The organism is Bradyrhizobium sp. NP1, assembly GCF_030378205.1.
Classification (GTDB): domain Bacteria; phylum Pseudomonadota; class Alphaproteobacteria; order Rhizobiales; family Xanthobacteraceae; genus Bradyrhizobium.
Map to the genome: position 1 here is coordinate 3,132,471 of NZ_CP127385.1, position 19,072 is coordinate 3,151,542.

At 60.6% G+C, this 19,072-nt stretch carries 20 protein-coding genes; 14 read left to right on the plus strand and 6 right to left on the minus strand.

The features are described 5' to 3' along the window. Positions 1-4: 4 nt before the first annotated feature. From QOU61_RS14750 to QOU61_RS37195, 3 genes are all read left to right on the plus strand, one after another. Positions 5-853 carry a VOC family protein gene (locus QOU61_RS14750; protein WP_289659571.1) on the plus strand — a complete coding sequence of 283 codons (849 nt, stop codon included), beginning with the start codon at positions 5-7 and terminating at the stop codon, positions 851-853. Positions 854-953: 100 nt separating this feature from the next. Beyond that, positions 954-1,694, plus strand: a complete 741-nt coding sequence (locus QOU61_RS14755; RefSeq protein ID WP_289659572.1) for an IclR family transcriptional regulator — start codon at positions 954-956, stop codon at positions 1,692-1,694. Beyond that, positions 1,691-2,005 carry a hypothetical protein gene (locus QOU61_RS37195; protein ID WP_354142526.1) on the plus strand — a complete coding sequence of 105 codons (315 nt, stop codon included), beginning with the start codon at positions 1,691-1,693 and terminating at the stop codon, positions 2,003-2,005. Before QOU61_RS14755 ends, QOU61_RS37195 begins: the two co-directional genes overlap by 4 nt. 206 nt (positions 2,006-2,211) lie before the next feature. On the opposite strand, the gene QOU61_RS14765 is transcribed toward QOU61_RS37195, so the two are convergent. Next, entirely contained in the window at positions 2,212-3,060 is an 849-nt protein-coding gene (locus tag QOU61_RS14765) for an IclR family transcriptional regulator (RefSeq protein ID WP_289659573.1), read from the minus strand. Continuing rightward, positions 3,057-3,455, minus strand: coding sequence for an acyl-CoA thioesterase (locus QOU61_RS14770; protein WP_289659574.1), 399 nt, complete (start codon positions 3,453-3,455; stop codon positions 3,057-3,059). The genes QOU61_RS14765 and QOU61_RS14770 overlap by 4 nt, the downstream gene beginning before the upstream one ends. A gap of 167 nt (positions 3,456-3,622) precedes the next feature. On the opposite strand from QOU61_RS14770, the gene QOU61_RS14775 reads away from it, so the two are divergent. The 4 genes from QOU61_RS14775 to QOU61_RS14790 all read left to right on the plus strand — a co-directional run bounded on the left by QOU61_RS14775 (position 3,623) and on the right by QOU61_RS14790 (position 8,254). Continuing rightward, positions 3,623-4,777, plus strand: coding sequence for an FAD-dependent monooxygenase (locus tag QOU61_RS14775; RefSeq protein ID WP_289659575.1), 1,155 nt, complete (start codon positions 3,623-3,625; stop codon positions 4,775-4,777). Between the two features lie 14 nt (positions 4,778-4,791). Then, positions 4,792-6,432, plus strand: coding sequence for a benzoate-CoA ligase family protein (locus QOU61_RS14780; RefSeq protein WP_502876928.1), 1,641 nt, complete (start codon positions 4,792-4,794; stop codon positions 6,430-6,432). Between the two features lie 63 nt (positions 6,433-6,495). Further along, positions 6,496-7,554, plus strand: a complete 1,059-nt coding sequence (gene gtdA, locus QOU61_RS14785; RefSeq protein WP_502876960.1) for a gentisate 1,2-dioxygenase — start codon at positions 6,496-6,498, stop codon at positions 7,552-7,554. Continuing rightward, positions 7,547-8,254, plus strand: a complete 708-nt coding sequence (locus tag QOU61_RS14790; RefSeq protein ID WP_289659578.1) for a fumarylacetoacetate hydrolase family protein — start codon at positions 7,547-7,549, stop codon at positions 8,252-8,254. Before gtdA ends, QOU61_RS14790 begins: the two co-directional genes overlap by 8 nt. Before the next feature lie 372 nt (positions 8,255-8,626). On the opposite strand, the gene QOU61_RS14795 is transcribed toward QOU61_RS14790, so the two are convergent. Then, positions 8,627-9,121 carry a peptidoglycan-binding domain-containing protein gene (locus QOU61_RS14795; protein ID WP_289659580.1) on the minus strand — a complete coding sequence of 165 codons (495 nt, stop codon included), beginning with the start codon at positions 9,119-9,121 and terminating at the stop codon, positions 8,627-8,629. 435 nt (positions 9,122-9,556) lie between these two features. Here QOU61_RS14795 and QOU61_RS14800 point away from each other — a divergent pair, with 435 nt between their 5' ends. Further along, entirely contained in the window at positions 9,557-9,760 is a 204-nt protein-coding gene (locus tag QOU61_RS14800) for a hypothetical protein (RefSeq protein WP_289659581.1), read from the plus strand. A 179-nt stretch (positions 9,761-9,939) separates the two neighbouring features. Here QOU61_RS14800 and QOU61_RS14805 read toward each other — a convergent pair whose 3' ends face one another. Then, positions 9,940-10,437 carry a phasin family protein gene (locus QOU61_RS14805; protein WP_289659583.1) on the minus strand — a complete coding sequence of 166 codons (498 nt, stop codon included), beginning with the start codon at positions 10,435-10,437 and terminating at the stop codon, positions 9,940-9,942. A gap of 1,244 nt (positions 10,438-11,681) precedes the next feature. Here QOU61_RS14805 and QOU61_RS14810 point away from each other — a divergent pair. Both QOU61_RS14810 and QOU61_RS14815 read left to right on the plus strand, forming a co-directional pair. Further along, positions 11,682-12,275, plus strand: coding sequence for a UbiX family flavin prenyltransferase (locus tag QOU61_RS14810; RefSeq protein WP_289659584.1), 594 nt, complete (start codon positions 11,682-11,684; stop codon positions 12,273-12,275). A 43-nt stretch (positions 12,276-12,318) separates the two neighbouring features. After that, entirely contained in the window at positions 12,319-12,846 is a 528-nt protein-coding gene (locus QOU61_RS14815; protein WP_289659586.1) for a TIGR02444 family protein, read from the plus strand. A gap of 48 nt (positions 12,847-12,894) precedes the next feature. On the opposite strand, the gene QOU61_RS14820 is transcribed toward QOU61_RS14815, so the two are convergent. Next, positions 12,895-14,604 carry an FAD-dependent monooxygenase gene (locus tag QOU61_RS14820; RefSeq protein WP_289659588.1) on the minus strand — a complete coding sequence of 570 codons (1,710 nt, stop codon included), beginning with the start codon at positions 14,602-14,604 and terminating at the stop codon, positions 12,895-12,897. A gap of 11 nt (positions 14,605-14,615) precedes the next feature. Beyond that, the gene (locus tag QOU61_RS14825) at positions 14,616-15,680 is read right to left on the minus strand and encodes an alpha/beta hydrolase (protein WP_289659590.1); all 1,065 of its coding nucleotides are present in this window, start codon (positions 15,678-15,680) and stop codon (positions 14,616-14,618) included. A 267-nt stretch (positions 15,681-15,947) separates the two neighbouring features. On the opposite strand from QOU61_RS14825, the gene QOU61_RS14830 reads away from it, so the two are divergent. The 4 genes from QOU61_RS14830 to QOU61_RS14845 all read left to right on the plus strand — a co-directional run bounded on the left by QOU61_RS14830 (position 15,948) and on the right by QOU61_RS14845 (position 18,967). Then, the gene (locus QOU61_RS14830; RefSeq protein WP_289659592.1) at positions 15,948-16,256 is read left to right on the plus strand and encodes a DUF2783 domain-containing protein; all 309 of its coding nucleotides are present in this window, start codon (positions 15,948-15,950) and stop codon (positions 16,254-16,256) included. A 139-nt stretch (positions 16,257-16,395) separates the two neighbouring features. Continuing rightward, the gene (locus tag QOU61_RS14835) at positions 16,396-17,091 is read left to right on the plus strand and encodes an ABC transporter permease (RefSeq protein ID WP_289659594.1); all 696 of its coding nucleotides are present in this window, start codon (positions 16,396-16,398) and stop codon (positions 17,089-17,091) included. Beyond that, complete coding sequence (locus QOU61_RS14840; protein WP_289659596.1) at positions 17,091-17,882, plus strand: ABC transporter ATP-binding protein; 792 nt, start codon at positions 17,091-17,093, stop codon at positions 17,880-17,882. Before QOU61_RS14835 ends, QOU61_RS14840 begins: the two co-directional genes overlap by 1 nt. Positions 17,883-17,884: 2 nt before the next feature. After that, positions 17,885-18,967 (plus strand): ABC transporter substrate-binding protein, encoded by a 1,083-nt coding sequence (locus tag QOU61_RS14845; RefSeq protein WP_289659598.1) that lies wholly within the window; start codon positions 17,885-17,887, stop codon positions 18,965-18,967. Positions 18,968-19,072 lie beyond the last annotated feature (105 nt).

Here is a 19,072-nt window from a genome sequence, read left to right on the forward strand (position 1 = left end):
AACCATGGCCGACCATCCCATCGCCGAAATCGATCACCTCCTGACCTACGTGCGCGACCTCGACGCCGCTGCGTCGCTGTTCCGCCGCATGGGATTCACGCTGTCGCCGATCAGCCGCATCGAGCCGATGGGCATTTCCAACCATCTCGTCCTGATGCAGCCGCAGACGGCCGGGTTCGCCAACTACATCGAGCTGATGGCGTCGCACGATCGGACCCGCCTGCCGCCGGCGATGGTGCGGACGCTGTCGGGCGAGCAGGGCGTCAAGTCGATGGTGCTGGGCGCCCGTGACGCCGCGGCGGCTCATGGGGTGATGACCGCCGCGGGCTTCGATGCAGGGCAGCCTGTCCATGTCCGCCGCCAGTGGGTGATCGCGCCCGGCGAATCCGTGTTTCCGGAGTTCGACGTGATCCTGCCGGTCGAGACACCGCTCGCCTTTAATGCCTGCCGCTACTACGACGTCGGGCTCTATCTGCGTCCCGCATGGCTCTCCCATGCCAACACGGCGCGGCACCTGAGCGGCGTGTTCGCTATCGCGGCCGATCCGGCCCGCTGGCGGGACGAGTTCACTAGGCTGTTCGCAGGGGGGCAGGACGGCCGCCCCAGTCCGGGGCAGGTCTGGCTGGACGTCATCTCGGCCGCAGATGCACAGAGCCGCTTCGGCGCGGGCCGCGACCTGCAGGGCGCCGAGGCGCGCTATCTCGGGTACGAGATCGCGGTTGATTCCATCGCCGCGCTGCGAGCGTGTCTTGAGCAGGGCGAGGTCCGTCACCGCGTCGACGGCGACGTCGTTTACATCGACCCGGAAATCGGCTTTGGAAACCTGATCGTTTTCCGACAGCACGGGCGCTAGCATGGCAAGAAAGACGAGGTCGACAGGGCGCGGGCAACCAGCCAGCGCACGGACGTCGGCCGCCGATCGGGTCCAGGGAATCCAGTCGGTCGAGATCGGATTGGCGGTTCTCGATGTCCTGGCGGACAGTCCGGGGCCGCTGACGCTGGGCGAGGCGGCGCGCCGCGCCGGGATGTCGTTGAGCCAGACCCGCCGCTACCTCGTCAGCCTCGTGCGCTGCGGTCTCGCCACCCAGGACGACGCGACCGGGCTCTATGATCTCGGCTCGCGCGCGCTGCGTGTCGGCCTTGCCGCGCTGGCGCGCGTCGAGGCCATCGATCTTGCGACGGCCGCACTCAAGGAACTGGTGGCCAAGACGCTGGAAGGCGGCACGCTGGCGGTGTGGGGCGACGGTGGTCCGACCGTCGTGCGCTGGTTCAGGGGGGGAGGCATCGGCGTCACATCACTGGGACTCGGTACCGTGTTTCCACTGTTTGCGTCCGCGACCGGCCATGTCTTCCTGACCTACCTGACGGAGGACAACACCCGCACGCGGCTCGAGCGCGAGCTGGGCGCCAAGTTTCTCGCATCGCCCGAAGGGCGGCGGGCGGTGGACGCGGTCAAGGCCAGGGTGCGCAAATCGGGCTTCAGCTGGCTCAAGGGCCACTTCGTCGAGAACATCCGCGGCGCAGCCGCGCCGGTGTTCGATTCCCAGGGCGAGCTCGTCGCGGTGCTGGCGATCGCAGGCCCCGACCGGCAGGCGACGGCCACGGATCCCGCCGTGCAGGCCTTGGTCGAGGCCGCCGCGCAGGTGTCGCGGCAGCTCTGCTTCTCGGGTGTTCCTCGGGTGAACCAGAAATGATTGACGATCCAGCCATCGCTTCCCTGCTGTCGGGCGCGGCCGGGGCCGGCCTGCAGCACGCGGCCCCGCCCGCCATCGATCGCGACTGGGCGACGCAGGCGCTCGCCCTGATCGAAACCGATCAGCGGCGGTCGGCGGACGCCCATCTTCTTCATTTCGACGTGCCGGCACTGAGCGGGCTATCGATTTACCTAAAGGATGAATCGACCCATCCCTGTCGCGCAATGCGTTCAGAGCGGAATCGATGCGTGGCGGTATCGCACCCCGCTCCAGCACGCAGAAGCGCCGAAGATCGACAATCGCGTCGATGATTGCGTCTAACTGAACTCACTCATTCAGGCCCGGCCATTGTGCGCACCGATCTCAAGTTCATCGGTGACCTCGGTGCGCAGTCCTCGGCCAGAGGAGCTCCGCCGCCGCCGCAACAGCGCGCTTGTGCGCTCGTCTGGCGTTCCGGGCGCAAAGATCTCCAGGCGAATCCAGCAGATCGCGGCAACTCGCACCGAGAGCGACGTTTTTATCGCGCTCGATTGCCGGGCGCGTCGTTAAGTTGGGCCGGCGGGATGATCGAGTGACGCGAGGCAAAATCTATCAGAGCGGTTCGCGTGGCACTGCCCGGCTCCAGCAATTCCCTGTGCGTGCCGAACAATGTCACGGCGACCTCGATCTCTCCTTGCCAATTGGTGATCGCAGACGAAATCGCGATCAAACCGGGAATGTAGCGACCGTCGACATGCGCGATACGCTCACGCCGGATTTTTTTTATCAGTGCCTCGACGCTACCCAAATCGGGATCCAGATCGGGCCAGCTAATCCCACTTGTAGCGGCCCGATTGATTTCGGTTCGGAGCCGCGGCATCAGCTGTTGACGGGGTAGATAAGAGAGAAAGACACGTCCGGTCGCGGAGTCCAGCAGGGGAAATGTGCTGCCAAGGCCGATCGACGTCGTCGTCAGACTGGGGCCTCTCTCCAGTCTGACCACAGTCGGGCCACTGTGGCTCCACACCGCAAGCAGCGCGGCTTGTCCGGTCGCCTCGGCCAGTTCTTCAAGCTCTTCGGACGCTCGGACGACGAAGTCATTCCGGCTGATTGCCGCGACACCCAGCTCTGCTGCCTCGCGACCGAGGTCATACCGGCCGGACCGCTCCTTCTGCACGGCAAGGCCCGCATGAATGAAGCTCGCCAGATATCGATGCACTTTGCTTGGAGGCATCCCCGCTTCGCGCGCAATATCCGACAGGGCCGCCGGCCCATCGAAGGATCGCAGGACCCGCAGGACCGAAAGCGCTGCGTCGAGAGCCTGGATGCCGCCCGGGGCCGTCCCACCGCTGTCTTCGCCAGTGTCTTTCGGAGGCGTACGTTTCATTTCAACAGTTCCTTGAACTCGGGCGGCACGCTCGCGCCGCGGAGTTCACCCGTGCCTGTGACAGATGCCCAGGCGCGCTGTTCGAATCCGCTCGCAACCTGCATGTTCCCCACCGAAAGCTTGTAGTCGATTCGAAACCGCCGCTCCCGCCACTCGGTCACTCCCGCACTGACCACCAGTTCATCGTCGTAGCGGGCAGGACCCACAAACTGGGCGCCGACATTGACGAGCGGCGTGACGCTCTTGAAGCGGCGCCGCAGCTCGCGCTGGCTCAATCCATGTCTGCGCAGCCAGCGCTGATAGGTGCAGTCAAACCAGTAGAAGTAGTTGGGATAAAAGACGATTCCGGCTTCGTCGCAATCGCCCCACTCGATCGTAAAAGCTGTCTCAAACATCCGAAACCCTCGCGCCGAACAATGCCGGGCCGAAGCTTAGGCCCGGTCTTGAGATTTCATATAGAAAAAGTAATTCCTCCTTGCGTAAAAATGTGTTGCATATCAGGAAATAGATTGCATGATGCGTAATTGGACCAGTAAGCAAAAGCAAACAGGCAAGGAAGGTCATGCGGCTCGGTCGCATCGCTGTGTTGGGGGGAGGCCCTGCGGGGCTGTACTTCGCCTACCTATGGAAACGCCGGCATCCCCAGGATCAGGTCGATGTCTTCGAGCAGAATCCCGAGGGCGCCACGTGGGGATTCGGAGTCGTTTTCTCCGACAAGGCGCTCGACTTCCTTCGCGCCGATGATCCTGAGACGGCGGAAGCCGTCTCGGCTCGCATGGAGACATGGCGTGACATCACACTCGTTCACCGCGGTGAACGCGTCGTGCTCGATGGCGTCGGATTCTCCGCGGTCGGACGGCTCGATTTCATCACGCAATTGACCGAGCGCGCGCGATCCGCCGGTGCGGATCTCCGGTTCGGCACCGCCGTGCGCTCCGTCGATGAACTCGCGGGATACGATCTGATCGTCGCCTCCGATGGCGTGAACTCGCTGGTCCGAAGGACCTACGAAGGCGACTTCAAGACCTCCCTCTCATATGACGACAACAAGTTCGCCTGGTACGGCACCACCAAGCGCTTCGAGACGCTGACCCAGACCTTCGTCGAAACGGAGTTCGGCAGCTTCAACGCCCATCACTACCGATACTCGCCCACCATGAGCACGTTCATCGTCGAGTGCGATCGCGCAACGTGGCTGCGCGCCGGCTTTGCCGAAAAAACGGAAGAAGAGAGCAGGGCCGTTTGCGAGAAGGTGTTCGCCGACACCCTCAAAGGGCATCCTCTGGTCAACAACAAGTCGATCTGGCGGAATTTCCCGTGGCTGTGGAATGACCGCTGGTCGCACCGAAACATGGTGCTCGTCGGAGACGCGCTTCACACTGCGCATTTCTCGATCGGATCAGGCACGCGCCTGGCAATCGAGGACGTCATCGCCCTCGTCAATGCCCTGGGCAGTGAACCGCACGATCTCCGCCGTGCACTGGAAGCTTATGAGACCGCACGACGCCCGGCGGTGGAGAAGCTGGTCAAGGCCGCAAAGACGAGTGCGTCCTGGTACGAACGCTTTGCAGAGCACATGAAGCTGGCACCGCTGGATTTCGGCTACAGCTACATCACTCGCTCCGGCCGGATCGACGACAGTCAGCTCCACGCGATGTCGCCACGCTTCATGGCGCGCTACGACGCGAATTCATCAGCCCCCAACAAATCGCGATAATGAGGAACGCTCCCATGACGGACGGAATCGGCCATGCGATCGTGGACCATGTGCCAGACGACGCTCCCGGTGCGCAGGAGATCGGCTTCGAGATTCCCGAGCGCTACAACGCCAGTGAAATCCTGTTTGGCAATCTGCAGGCGGGCCGCGCCGACAAGGTCGCCATCTACACCGCGGCAGGCAACACCAGCTACGGTGAACTGTGCGTCAAGGCCGCCAAAGCCGGCAACGCGCTCAGGTCGCTCGGACTTGCCGCGGGTGACCGCGTGCTTCTCCTGCTGAACGACACGGCGTCCTATCCGGCGGTATTTTTCGGGGCAATCCGCGCCGGCTTCGTGCCGATGCTGATCAACACGCTTTCGCCGAAGGACCTCATCGGCTTCTACTTGCAGGACTCGGCCGCGCCGGTCGCCGTCGTCGACGCCGAGTATGCTTTCCTGTTCGACCAGGAGACGATCGCGGGGACGCGGCTTCGGGCACTGATCGTCCTCAACGGTGACGCTGCGTGCGAACTCTCCTCGATCAATCTGCTGAATGGCGACCAATGGTTCGCCCAGTTTCCTTCGGAGCTGGAAGCGGCGCCCACAAGTCGCGACGACATGGCTTTCTGGATGTACAGCTCAGGCAGCACCGGCCGGCCGAAGGGCATCGTGCACCTGCAGCACGACATGGCCTATACGGCGGAGAGTTTTGGCCGTCACATCCTGGCGATCGAAGAGAACGATATCTGTTTCTCGGTGCCGAAGGTCTTCTTCGCCTACGGCTTCGGCAATTCGATCACGTTCCCGTTCTCCGTCGGTGCCAGCACGGTCCTGCTCGCCGGTCGGCCCGAGCCGAATGCGGTTCTCGATATGATCGAGCGATTCAAGCCGACGCTCTTTTTTGGGCTGCCGACCCTCTACACCGCGCTGCTTCATCACCCGCGCATCGAGTCTGCCGACCTCTCGAGCGTGCGCCTTTGCCTGTCGGCCGCCGAGGTGCTGTCTCAGGACATTTTCAACGACTGGAGGCGACGCTTCGGACACGAGATCCTGGAAGGGCTCGGATCAACCGAGGTCCTGCACATCTATCTTTCGAATACGCGCGGCCAGAGAAAAATCGGAACGGCCGGCAAGCGTGTGCCTGGATACGAGATCCGATTGACCACGCCGGAAGGCGAGCCGGTCGGGCGAGGCGAGGAGGGCGTCATGTGGGTCCGCGGCCATTCCAGTGCGCCTTGCTACTGGAATCGACCGGACAAGACCGAACAGACCATGCGCGACAGCGGCTGGATCTGGACCGGCGACAGGCTTGTCGAAGACGCTGACGGATTCTTCACCTTTGTCGGTCGCGTCGATGATCTCATCAAGGTGAGCGGTCAATGGATCTATCCCCTCGAGATCGAGCTCTGCCTGTCCGAACATCCTGCGGTTCGGGAGTGCGCCGTCCTCGGAATGGAGCTTCCCGACCGTCGCATGACGACGAAAGCATTTGTGATCCTTCGCGACGGTTACTGGGCGAGCGAACTGCTGACGCGGGAACTGCAGGATCACGTCAAGTCGAAGCTGCTTCCCTACAAATATCCGCGCCTGATCGAATACTGGTCCGATTTGCCGAAGACCGGAACGGGCAAGATCGATCGGCAGAAGCTGCGTAGCGCGCCAATGGGCGCCTGAACAAGCGGCTAGTCGTTCTCGTCCTCAAGCACAGCGAGACAAACGATGTCCCACGATACGATCATCGCTCCGACCGCCGACACAGCGGAACGCCGGGCCTTCTACGACAAGATCGACAAGAAGAACCTCACGGCTCTGTGGCTGTCGCTGGCCGACCTCGTGACCCCCGAACCGAGGAGTGCCTGTCGCCCGGCGTCCTGGCGCTTTGACGACATCCGCGCGTATATGCTCGAGGCCGGAGGTCTCATCACCGCCAAGGAGGCGGAGCGGAGAGTTCTCGTCCTCGAGAATCCCGGTCTTCGCGGACAATCCAGGATCACGACGGATCTCTACGCCGGCGTGCAACTGGTCATGCCTGGCGAGGTCGCGCCGGCTCACCGCCACACCCAGTCGGCACTGCGGTTCATCCTCGAAGGCGAGGGCGCCTACACCGCCGTCAATGGCGAACGCACTATCATGCATGAGGGCGACTTCATCATTACGCCTCCCTGGGCCTGGCACGATCACGGCAATCCCAGTCCCAACCCGGTCTTCTGGCTGGATGGTCTCGACATCCCTGTCCTGCAGATGCTGGACGCGTCGTTCGCCGAACATCTCGATGTCGACGAACAGCCGATCACCCGACCAGTCGGCGACAGCGACGCCCGTTACGGCCACAACCTTCTCCCTGTGGATCACAAGGGAGGCGGTGGCACCTCGCCGGTGTTCAACTATCCATACGTGCGAACGCGCGAGGCGCTCGAGCGGCTGCGGCGAGCCGCCGCGTGGGACCCTTGCCACGGTCTCAAGATGCGCTACACCAACCCGATTACGGGCAATTACGCCATGGCCACGATGGCGACCTTCATCCAGCTCTTGCCGAAGGACTTTGCAACCGCGGCTTACCGGTCGACGGATGCGACGGTCTTCGTGCCGATCGAAGGGAAGGGCCGCAGCGTCATCTCGTCTCGATCCGGCGAGGATATCGTTATCGAGTGGGGCAAGCGAGACATCTTCGTCGTCCCCTCCTGGCATCGCGTGCGTCACGAGGCGATCGACGGCGACGGGGTGATCTTCTCATATTCGGATCGACCAATTCAGGAAGCCCTACATCTGTTCCGGGAGGACCGCGGCAATGCCTAATGCCATCACCCACTCCGATTTCGTCCTGCCACCTCCGCCGCAGGCCTCGGTCGCGGTTCACAACTCGACAGCGCGCTTTCCGGTGCGTCGTATCATCTGTGTCGGCCGCAACTACGCGGCGCATGCGCGGGAGATGGGGCGCGATCCCGATCGTGAGCCGCCGTTCTTCTTCATGAAACCCGCTGATGCGGTCGTGGACGGGGGGACGACCGTTCCGTATCCGCCCCAGACGAAGAACTTCCACTACGAAATCGAGCTGATCGTCGCGATCGGGAAGGGCGGGACAGACATCGCGGTCGAGCACGCACCCGATCATGTCTGGGGCTACGGCGTAGGCGTCGATCTGACCCGTCGCGATCTGCAGCTTCAGGCCCGCGAGCAAGGCCGTCCCTGGGACTGGGGCAAAGGTTTCGACCGGTCGGCGCCGATCGCCCCGTTGCGGCCGCTCTCACAGGTCGGGCACCCCAAGGCCGGACGCATCTGGCTCGCCGTTGACGGCGTGCTCAAACAGGATTCCGACATATCAAAGCTGATCTGGCCTGTGCCGGATATCATCTCTATCTGCTCGCAATCGATGGCGCTTGGACCCGGCGACATCATCATGACGGGGACACCGGAGGGTGTCGGCCCTGTGCAGCGCGGCGAAGTGGTAACGGGAGGGATCGAGGGCCTAGGCGAAATCAGGATCTCTGTGAAGTAAATGCTTTGACGTTGGCCAAGGAGTGAAGGGCGGTCCTCGGGAGGGAGCGGTTATCGGGCGCAATCCGGATGCCCGTCGGAAACCCGAAAGTCGGAGAGCGTAGGTCGCGATGAGAAACCGGGAAATGCCGAACGTGGGGAATGAAATCTGCAAACTTGGCCGCGCTCGCACAGCCATCCTATGAGAGGTGCGGATCCTTGGATCCCCGGTCTTCTCAGCGTGGCGCATCAATAAAATTCGGCGTTTGTCATCGGTCCATATCCCGACCACGTCCGAAAGCCGAAAGGTGCGATAGGCGACGTTACGCTCGTGTGCCGCGCCGTGCTGATCGCGGGGACGAAAACGTTTGAGCGCTCCATACAACTTGTCGGGTCACCTGCGTCCGAACAGTCCGCCCACCACGCCGCCAATCAGTCCACCTGGACCGCCACCACTGCGGTGATGGTGAGCACCACCCGCGCCGCGGCGATGGGCCGGACGGTCGTCATCGGATCTGTAGTTGCCGACGAAGCTGGCGTGCGCCCCTGAAACGGACTCGGTCAGCAGCGCGTGATGCTGCACCGTGTTGAGGAAGCCAGTCTTGGGATAGCCGCGCGCCGCCTGCCAGCGCGTGATGACGGCGCGGGTCGGCTCGTCGAACCGACCGCTGACCTTGGTATCAAAGCCGAGACCGGTCAGCCGGCGCTGCACGTCGCGACGCCTTCCCTTGTCGAGGCCTATCTGATCTTCGGTTTCCTGAGTTGCCTCGAAGGCTGCCGGATCGACGGATGCCAACAAGCTGCGGTCGGCCGTGCTCGGACCGGCTTTGGCAACATTTGCACTGACGAGAAATCCTAAGACTGACAATGCGATGATGAGGACACGCACGGCTTATTCTTCCCTGATCTTAAAGTCTCTCAGTGATTTCGCTTTGAGAACCGATCGGTTCAAATACACCGCCCTGAAACTCGAACTTCCGGCGGCGTCCAAATCAAAGGTCAACTCCGGCTTCGTCGCTGAGCAACGGTTATCTGGGTCATTTGTTCCTCAGCGCGCGTCGAATGCTACGCCGCATTACACTTAGAAGCCCAACAAAAGAAACGGCACGGAGAGGAGGGTCTGCGCGCCCGACGTCCGCTTTTTAAGCGGGCATTGGCTTGATCGCCCTCATCAGGACACTCGAAACTGGGAATTAGGACAGTGAGCAAAATTGAACAGCGGCGGCGAGATGGCTGTGATCGGCTGTGGCCGAATGGGGCCCGGCAGCTCGCGCCGTTCTCCCGAAGATGACCCCAGTTTCCCCGAAGACTGGGCCGATCTCGTTTGTTCACTGCCAACCCTGATCGGACGCAGCACGTCACCCTTGCTGTTTGGCTGGTTGATCGAGTCGGGATCGACGGGCGTGTCAGCGTCGGTTATCTCTTGGCGGCGCTGCTGCTGATCATTGCAGCGGGAACGGAGCTCGAATTTGGAATTGATGCGGGAGGGAAATCTCTTGAGAGCATCGCCGCGCCGCTTTCGAAGTGATGCGGATTTATGCCGGACGGCCTCGAATCGATCACCCGTGTCACGCTCTGATCCACGTCATGGATCGGATCTCTAGCTATCCATCGCGCTGAAACATTGCTCACGCCAGCGGATCTCCATCGGCAGTGCGATCTTCCGGAATCTAACTTCAAAACACGCTTTCGGCCGCCAATATAGATCTACCGCTTCGTACTTAATTCAGCCATCTCTGTCGAATGCTTCCGGAACATGGCGAGGCGTTTGCTTGTGTATTCTGCAATGACACTGGGAAATTCAAGGGGCGACCTGACCGCCGCAAGCCTCTGGGCGAACTCAAAGGTAAATTGCATGTTGGCTTGTGCTATTTCCAAAAGCTTGTCTTGATAAGCCCGCACTTTTGCGTTGGCAGAGGAGAGAAAATCAATCCCTTTCTTTGAATCCTTCTCCGTCATCTGTTTTGCATCTTGAAGGGCTGTCTCTGCATTCTCAACGAGAAGCTCCGGATTCTCAACAAAGAGGGCGTCTTGTTGCGAGTCCTCATGAAGCTTTGAACGCTGTTCGTTCGAGTCCGCACCGACGGAGCGCGGAACGCTCACTTTTGGGCTTCTGACAATAGCTTGAGCGGCCCGTTGGGCCTTCGCGACTATTCTCGGGCTGTGGGTGTGCTTTGACCCTCTTGCCGGTTTACGTTTGCTCATCTGATGCTCCAAGGATGATTGCTCGACTCGTAAAGGTCGTGACCAGTCAACATGCCGTGCCGTGCAACGTTCCGAAAAGTTCCACCTGATTAAGAGGTCAGATATCACATGTTCGTTGGGGCGCGCCGGCATCGTTCCTTTATCGACGTGCGATCGTTTGGAGTACCAGGCCATCGCCTGCCATGCGGGGGTATCGCATGATCAGGAAACGCAACCGTTTTAGACAAACGACGCTTGAAGAACGTCTGGCGAATTCAGCACGGACGTGCAGCGTCAGGCGATGGCGCAGCTGCCGCCAGGCACCGAGCAGCTAGACAAATCTTGCGAAGAATCCAACAAGGCTGGCGGCGCAGCATCTCGACTTGCCTTATGCCTTCGGCGCCCAGGCCATAGGCCACTTGCCCTCGCTCAATAACTGGCCGCCGATCCGTAGGGGGCGGCGAGTCAAAATCGAATTCCAAAAGATCTGACCCTGCCCAGGGCGTAGATTATGCCCGCATCTAATTCCGTTTTTGGCGCGGAACGTGCCAGATCGCGACTACTCTTCGTCGCGGCGGTGGAGGTGCCAATTGAGTGAAGGTCGCCGCGCGTATGCACTCCGGCTTCGTGTGCAGCACTACGTGTGCGCCGACAGGTCAAAACGGGTACAAACGTGTGCAATTTCGTCTAGTTTGGAGTGCACACGTTCTTCTTCCATCCCATTGAGAGTGTAGGGTAAACGATTGAAATATCAAGACTATCGCTTTTCCGTGGCGCCGATGATGGATTGGATCGAAAGCACAATTCTCTCAATACGATAGAGGGCGCCGTGTGCACGACGTGTGCACCGGGAGGTCAAGAAAAATCCATCGACGGCGAGCGTGGGCGATCGCTCTTTGGTGTGATGCGCGTCCCTACGGGTTTGGGCGGCCAAGGGAGTTAGGCCGCAAGGGCAGGGCACTCGCGTGCGACTTAAGGGCTGATCACGCTCGTTGCGAGCCCACAATTGTAGCGGTCAAGCGCCTCAAGCGCGAAGCGCGCCTCGATCGGTCGAGCCTCGCACAAAACAGATCGCCTTCGCCCGTCTCCGGCTTTCTCGGTCGCGCTCTTCGCCGGTATACCGGCAGCCCGCGCCACAAACATCCACAGGCCAACTGCGCAGGCTGGATCAGCATGCATCCATGCAATAGTCTCCATCCGTTTGGTGCAAATTATCCGGCGGGTCAGCGGTCGCCTGGTTGGTTTAAGGATTGGATACTTCCTCGATGAGTTCACCTTCACGATTGATTGTCGGAATGACCGGGGCGTCCGGCGCGATTTACGGTGTTCGGCTGCTGCGCTTGTTACAGCCTATCGCGATCGAGACCCATCTGGTGATGAGCCGGTCCGCCAGGATCACCTTGACGCAGGAGCTGGACCTCAAGCCGTCCGACGTCACGGCGCTGGCGGATGTTGTCCACCAAGTCGACAACATCGGCGCCACGATCTCGAGCGGCTCGTTTCGGACGCTTGGCATGATCATCGCGCCATGCTCGATGCGCAGCCTGTCCGAGATCGCGACGGGCGTGACGTCGTCGCTGATCACCCGCGCCGCCGACGTCGTTTTGAAGGAGAGCCGGCGTCTGGTGCTGATGGTGCGTGAAGCGCCGCTGCATCTCGGCCACCTGCGTTCGATGACGGCGACCAGCGAAATGGGGGCAATCATCTACCCGCCGGTACCGGCATTCTATGCCCGCCCGGGCAGCCTCGAACAGATGGTCGATCATACGCTGGGACGGGTGCTCGACCTGTTCGACATCAAAACCGATGTCGTCAGCCGCTGGGAAGGCCTGAAACCAAAGGAAAGAGATCCGGTGTGAGCATGTCGCGGCAACCAGCGCCGGAGACGGCTGTGAGTCAGCGATGACAGCAGGTCAACCCGAACCGAATCTCGAAAGCTGGGCTTTTGCCCTGCAACTTTACGCCAAGCCAGGGGTTGCCGATGCCTGCCTCAGACTACAGGCCGAGGCCGGCGTCGATGTGATGATGCTGCTGACGGCCGTGTTCGCGGCCGTCAGGCGCGGCATTGTGCTGGAGCCGCCTGCTATCCAGGATATGAACGAAGTTTGCCGCCCGTGGCGAGAGCAGATTGTGCAGCCGCTGCGTGGGCTGCGCGTGGCGTTGAAATCCGGACCGCTGCCGGCGCCCACCGGGGGCTCGGAACAACTACGGACACAGATCAAGGCTGCGGAACTGGCTGCCGAACGGCTGCAGAATGATTTGCTGACGGAATGGTTGGAGCAAAAGGCGCCAGCGCCGCGACCGGTCACGCACGAGGATGTCCGCGCCGTGGTTTGCAGCGTGGTGCTGCTTGCGCTGGAAAAACGTGAAAGCGAAATGAATTCCGATATTTTGTCTTTGGTCGACGGAATCGTTGCAGCTGCGGGGTAAGGCTCGCGCTCGACGATCGAAGGGCCGGCGCCTCGTTCGGATTCTCCATCAGGTCGCGGACACGCTTGGTTGTGCAGCGATGGGCGCTCTACGCAATATTGTTCCTAACGCCTTGGCGATCTCCTCCGGCAGCAACTGGCGCCAGCGCCCTAGGACGTGACCATCCGGCCGGATCAAGTAGGTAGTGCCCGGCCGCGCCTCAAAGAGGCCCGCCAGGCGTCCGGACGGATCGTGAATGACGCCCGGAGCGGCCGCATCGAGCGCGAGAGGAACGAATCTGATCGGCAGTTCCTGGCCGAGCCGCGCTTCGACCTCCTCCATGTTTCCTGATGGCTTGCCGTCGGTCGTGAAAACAAAGCAGGTGAAATGAGGGCCAAGCAGGTCTGTCAGAAAGCCGCGATCCGCGTTTCTAATAATGGGACATTCAGGCAAGACGTCGCCGGGCGCAGGACCCTTTTCGAAGACCGTCTCATCGACCGTCCAGTTCAGGGGGGAGGCGGTCAGCTGGCTTGCTGAATGCCATCTCGGATCGAGCAGCGACGCAGCCCAGGGATGTTTGGCTGCCAGCGACAAAACGGCGTCTCGCAACACGCGGGCGCCCCGAGAAGGAGGCGAATAGAATTCAGCTCGTCGGATCGCAAAATGATGATTGCGACGAGCGACCGCAACGCGCTCGGTCGAATAAGACTGCAAGAGGGCAGGGTCGGCCTGCCCTTTGAGAACAAGGGCAAGTTTCCAGGAGAGGTTGTGAGTGTCCTCTATGGCAGAGTTGAAGCCTCGCACACCGAAGATAGGCATGATGTGAGCCGCGTCCCCGGCAAAGATGACGCGGTCGTGCACATAGGATGAAAGCGTCGTCGCGGTCACCCGGTAGAGTGACAACCAGACCGGTTCCCAAGGTGCGTCAATTCCCATCCACTTCAACTGCCGTGAGATGAAATCGAAGACTTTCTCCTGCTTGATTTCCTCCTCTTCGTTCTCACCTTCACGAATCTGGCAGTCGAAGCGCAACATGCCGTTCGGCTTCTTGAACATGATCAGGGTTCCGCCGGGTCGCGTCGGGGGATCGAACCAAAAGCGACGTCCCGGCGGCAGGTCTCCGCTATCAACCCTCACGTCGGCAATGATGTACCGGCCGGAATGGCGATTTCCTTCCATGCGCAGGTCGAGCGCCTTGCGCACCGTGCTGTGGCCACCGTCGCAGGCGACCACCCAGTCCGCCTCTAGTTCATAGCTGCGGTCGGGAGTCTCCACGCTTATGCGAACGCCATCGTCGATTTGATCCACCGCCGTGACCCGCGTCTGCCAGCGAATATCGATCAGGCCACTACGCTCGGCATGTTCAACCATGACATGCTCCATGTAGTTCTGGAGCTGGCTGATCGTCGGAGGATATTTCTGGAAGGCGTCGTTTGGAAGTTGCGTGCGCAAGACTTCCTTGTCACGGAAATAAGTCCAGCTCGTCGACCACCCGTAGCTGGTGCGGACCATCTCATCCGCAATCCCGATGCGCTCCAGTATTTCCATCGTGCGCCGGGTGAAGGCGCCGGCCCGGCTACCGGAACAGACGGTATCATCGGCCTCGAGAACGATGGTCGCGATCCCATACCGGGCAAGTCCGAGGGCCAATGCAAGCCCGGTGGGCCCGCCACCCGCGATGACGACGGGCTTGCGGCTTGGTTCGCGACCAGCCACCAGCGCCGGAATTTGAACGGAGTGATGGGTGTAAGGGAAATATTCCGAGAAGACGGTTTCCATTGGAGAGGCCGTTATGTAAGCGCCTGAGACCAGTCAGCCATGACCTGACATGCGAAGCGCTTCTGCTCCGGCTGATCGCTGAGATAATGATTGCCGCCTTTTACAGCGGTCAGTTGTTTGCGATCGTGCGGGATCGCATCGAAAAAGAGCCGCGCATAGCTCGGATAGCAACCGGGGTCTGCCGTTCCATAGATAACGTGCACCGGCACGCTCACCCGCTTCAGGCATTTTGGTCCGTCGCCGTTGGAGCAGCGATTGCTCCATTGCGACAGCCAGGAGCGCAAGCTCGTATAATGCCCAAGCGAAGCCGGAATGAGGTTTGCCGTATATGGCTCGCCCCAATGCGTCGTCGCTTTGCGGTCGGACGGGTCGAGCGACAGGTCAAGGTTGCGCGGATCGGCGACGGTGCCATGCACGACGAACGGAAGATCGTGCACTTTGCCCTTCGTTCGCTCCATCACATCCGTCAGCCTGGATAAAGCCCAGTCGGTGATCCGGTCGTTGCGGGCGATCTGGGCGGTGCGGAAGCGCTTCAAGAACTCCGCCGAGTAAGGCGGCCCGTTGGCCGGGTCGAACATGTCCAGCTCGGGGTCGCGATCGAACGGATCGGCTTCGTTGCGGATGGCTGGATCAAGCTTTTCGGTCAGGACGATGCTGCGTCCGGGATGAGCCATCAGCAAAATCAGGCCGTCGGCCGGCGGCAGATCGGCTTTGGTCAGATCCGGCGCGCCGCCGCCGGGAGGGGCGGTGATGCTCGGATCCTCGGCTTCGCTCTGGTAGAGGGGGACGAGCGATCCACCACCCGAATTGCCGACGAGCACCACACGCTCATAGCCCTCCGATTTGAGGTGCCGGACGATCGAGCCGAGGTCGAGGACGCAGTTTTCGAGGAGCAGCGTCGATTCATTGTTCAGATATCGGGTAGAAACCCCAACGGCATCGACGCCGAGTTCGGCCATCGTTGATAGGGCATAGTGACCCATGAAATTTGCTGACGGATGGACAAAGACCAGCACCACGCGTGAGAACTTGCCCGCTTCCGCCCGCCAGCGCGTGCACCACAAGACGCCGGCCATCCTTGCTACTCCCGATTGAAGATCAATCGGGCCTCTTGGTGCGGCCATCACCGGGACTGCTAACAATTCGCGTGCAATCATCTCTCGTTCCTTGGGAAGCAATGCACAGGTCAGGCAATTTCCAACAGACGGTGCCTGCAAGTGGCATCTAGTAAATTGCAAAAATTTAGAGATGACTACCAAAAACTGATATTGGTTCGCGATTTTTTTCTACCTTTTGCCTAGTCGACGAGATTTGCGTCATTTTTTCTCTGGACATTTTGCGGCATGGCCGACACAGTGTCATTTCGACTTGATTGCGGCAGTAGCCGCCTGGCTGATGGCGCAATAGTCGCATGGCCTGGGTCGCTTTGCTGTTTCTTCGGGCGTGGTGTGATGACAGATCGCATGAACGGACAGGACCTCGAGGACCTCTATGTCAGGCTTGCCGACAAGCTGACGGCGGCAGGCGACGATTATCCGGCGGTGCTCTCGCGCCTTGTTCTGTTGATGATGAATCATATTGGAGCGCGTGATCTGCTCGCAGGTTTCATTGACGAGGCAGCCGACATCAAGACGACGGCGGTCACGCAATGAACACGCGAAGACCCATCCACAAGAGGCTGCGACGCTAGTGCTTGTGGCAAGCCCGCGGAGGAGGTCGCGCTCACGGTCGCTGCGGAAATTCCGCTTCGATTGGATGATATCGCTTCTGGCTCTGCTGGTTCTGTGGGAATTGCTGTGCCTGAGCGGACTCTTTCCGCCCTCCATTCTCGTTCCTCCACAAACCGTCGTGTCGACGTTCATCGAGCTCTGTCAGAGCGGCGATATCGCAACCAATCTCGCCGTGAGCCTCAAGCGCCTTGCGCTCGGCTACATCAGTGGCGCCGTGGCGGGGATTGCGTTCGGCTTGCTTTTGGGTCTGGTGCCGACGGCGAACCGGTATCTCGGCATGATCTTCAACATGCTGCGCCAGATCCCGGTCATCACGCTCGCGCCGCTTCTCATGCTGGTCTTCGGTATCCAGGAGACCTTCAAGGTGATCATGATCGCGGTCGCCACCTTCTTTCCCGTGGCGCTGAATACGCTTGACGGGACCCGCGCTGTACCCGCGGCTTATTTGGAGGTCGCCTCGGCCTTATGCTTCCGCTGGTGGATGCTTATTCGCCGGGTCATTCTGCCGGCGGCGCTTCCGGCAATCGTGACGGGTCTGCGCGGCGCGCTGTCGCGGGCTTGGCTCATCCTGGTCGCGGCCGAGCTTTTCGCGTCGAGCGAAGGGATCGGCTATCTCATCGATTGGGGGCGGCAGTTGTTTCAACTCGATATCGTCATGGTCGGTGTATTGCTGGCTGGCCTGATCGGATTGCTGCTCGACATCTTGCTGCGGCGAATCGAGCAGCATCTCACCCGCTGGAACGCGCAGAGGATCTGATGGAAGGAGCCATGGTGCAGGGCCAGATGCATGAATCCCCGGGCCTCGCCAGCGGATTGCAGGTGAGCCACGTTGGCAAGACCTACGATGTTGTCGGTACGTCGTGGCGGGTACTGGATGACATCAACTTTTCCGTGCGCGAAGGCGAATTTGTCTCGATCGTCGGAGCCAGTGGTTGCGGAAAATCGACGCTTCTGCGCCTCATCGCAGGTCTTGATCTCAACTTTGAAGGGAAGATCACGATCGACGGTCAGCAGGTTCTCGGGCCGAGTCTCGATCGAGGAATTGTTTTTCAGGACCATCGGCTGTTTCCGTGGCTCAATGTCTTTGACAACGTCGCCATGGCCTTCGAAGCCCGGCCCAAGCCCGCCGCTGAACAGCGTGCCTTGATCGAAGAACATATCGAACTGGTTGGCCTTCGGGGCTTCGAAAAGGCTTTGCCGAATCAACTGTCCGGCGGCATGGCGCAGCGTGCGGCTATCGCGCGTGCCCTGGTCAATCATCCCAAGATGGTTCTGTTGGACGAGCCGCTCGGAGCGCTCGACTATTTTACCCGGATGCGCCTGCAACTCGAGCTGCAGACGATCTGGATGACGAAACATGTGACGATGATTTTCATCACCCATGACATCGACGAAGCCTTGTTCATGAGCGACCGGATCGTCGTTCTCAAGCCGCGCCCGGGGCGTATCGAGCGTATTGTCGATGTGGATCTTCCACGTCCGCGCGACCGTGAAAGCTCCGACTTTATCAAGCTGCGACACGAAATCCTGAAGGAGTTCGAAGTATGAGAATGCTGACGATCGGGCTCTCGGTTCTGACGGTTCTCTCGGGGCTTGCGGGTGTGCACGCCGAGACGCCTCCTGCCGAGCTGCGCATTGGCTTGCCATCGCAAGTCAGTTCTTCCGGCAAGCCGGAACTCGGCACCGCGACGGGCTACATCGACCGCTTTGTGCAGGCCGATTTCGCCGGTGGCCCTACCAAGATCGTTTGGGTCCCTGTCCCCGGTGGGGGGCCCGGTGTCAACGAAGCGCTCGGTGGGAAGCAGATCGATTTCGCCTACTACGGCGATTTTCCTGCTACCGTCGGCCGTGCAGGAAATTTGACGACCAAGCTCATCCTCGGCGGCAGACGCGGCCTGAACTCATATCTGCTGGTTCCCGTCGGTTCGACGGCGACCTCTATCAAGGATCTGAAGGGCAAGCGCATCGCCGTCAACAAAGGCCGTCCATGGACCTTTGCTTTCGCGAAACTACTCGCGACGAACGGTCTCAAGGAGAGCGATTTCCAGATTTTCAATCTGAGCCCCGGCGACGGTGCCGCGGCGCTGATCAGCGGCAATATCGATGCTCTCTATCAGCCGGAGCCTTTTGGTCTCTCCATGGAGGAAAAGAAACAGGCCCGTGTGATCTGGTCGACCCGCGATCTTCCACTCGGATGGAAATTCACGCTCGACCTGTTCGTGGTCGATAAATTCGCGGAGCAGTATCCGGAAACGACGCAGAAGCTGGTTACCGCCTTCGTCAAGGCTGCCCAGTTCGCGTCCCTGCAGGAACACCGCGACGAGTTGTTGCACTCGTTCGTCACCGCTGGCGTAACCTACGAAATGCTGGCCAAGGAGATGGAAAACGAGCCCCTCCGAGAGATCATGGTGCCACTGGTCGATGATTTTACGCGCGCGCACTATCTGGAAATCATGAATTTCATGAAAGACCAGAAGATGATCCGCAAGTCCTTCGCCATCGAGGAGTTCATCGATCCTCGTTTTGCCTCGGCGGCCTTCAAATCACTGGGCTTGGAGAATTACTGGCCGGCCGCAAATGCTGACGGCAAGCCGATCAGCGCAGCCTCTACGCCGGCGACCGCGTCGAGATAAAGATCCGGCTTCCTCTTTCCAAAAGTTTTGTCGGCCTGTTCGTTTTGGGCAGTTCGCCGGAAAATGTGAGTTGGGAACTTTCGATGGCAGTCGGACCAACGCCGG

Excerpts from the sequence above, each read along its gene's own strand:
- QOU61_RS14775 (WP_289659575.1), top strand. The coding sequence starts at position 3,623 with ATGCGGCTCGGTCGCATCGCTGTGTTGGGGGGAGGCCCTGCGGGGCTG.
- QOU61_RS14765 (WP_289659573.1), bottom strand. The coding sequence starts at position 3,060 with ATGAAACGTACGCCTCCGAAAGACACTGGCGAAGACAGCGGTGGGACG.
- QOU61_RS14830 (WP_289659592.1), top strand. The coding sequence starts at position 15,948 with ATGGCCGACACAGTGTCATTTCGACTTGATTGCGGCAGTAGCCGCCTG.
- QOU61_RS14840 (WP_289659596.1), top strand. The coding sequence starts at position 17,091 with ATGGAAGGAGCCATGGTGCAGGGCCAGATGCATGAATCCCCGGGCCTC.
- QOU61_RS14810 (WP_289659584.1), top strand. The coding sequence starts at position 11,682 with ATGAGTTCACCTTCACGATTGATTGTCGGAATGACCGGGGCGTCCGGC.
- QOU61_RS14805 (WP_289659583.1), bottom strand. The coding sequence starts at position 10,437 with ATGAGCAAACGTAAACCGGCAAGAGGGTCAAAGCACACCCACAGCCCG.
- QOU61_RS14820 (WP_289659588.1), bottom strand. The coding sequence starts at position 14,604 with ATGGAAACCGTCTTCTCGGAATATTTCCCTTACACCCATCACTCCGTT.
- QOU61_RS14750 (WP_289659571.1), top strand. The coding sequence starts at position 5 with ATGGCCGACCATCCCATCGCCGAAATCGATCACCTCCTGACCTACGTG.
- QOU61_RS37195 (WP_354142526.1), top strand. The coding sequence starts at position 1,691 with ATGATTGACGATCCAGCCATCGCTTCCCTGCTGTCGGGCGCGGCCGGG.
- QOU61_RS14780 (WP_502876928.1), top strand. The coding sequence starts at position 4,792 with ATGACGGACGGAATCGGCCATGCGATCGTGGACCATGTGCCAGACGAC.
- QOU61_RS14815 (WP_289659586.1), top strand. The coding sequence starts at position 12,319 with ATGACAGCAGGTCAACCCGAACCGAATCTCGAAAGCTGGGCTTTTGCC.
- QOU61_RS14825 (WP_289659590.1), bottom strand. The coding sequence starts at position 15,680 with ATGGCCGGCGTCTTGTGGTGCACGCGCTGGCGGGCGGAAGCGGGCAAG.
- QOU61_RS14790 (WP_289659578.1), top strand. The coding sequence starts at position 7,547 with ATGCCTAATGCCATCACCCACTCCGATTTCGTCCTGCCACCTCCGCCG.
- QOU61_RS14845 (WP_289659598.1), top strand. The coding sequence starts at position 17,885 with ATGCTGACGATCGGGCTCTCGGTTCTGACGGTTCTCTCGGGGCTTGCG.
- QOU61_RS14770 (WP_289659574.1), bottom strand. The coding sequence starts at position 3,455 with ATGTTTGAGACAGCTTTTACGATCGAGTGGGGCGATTGCGACGAAGCC.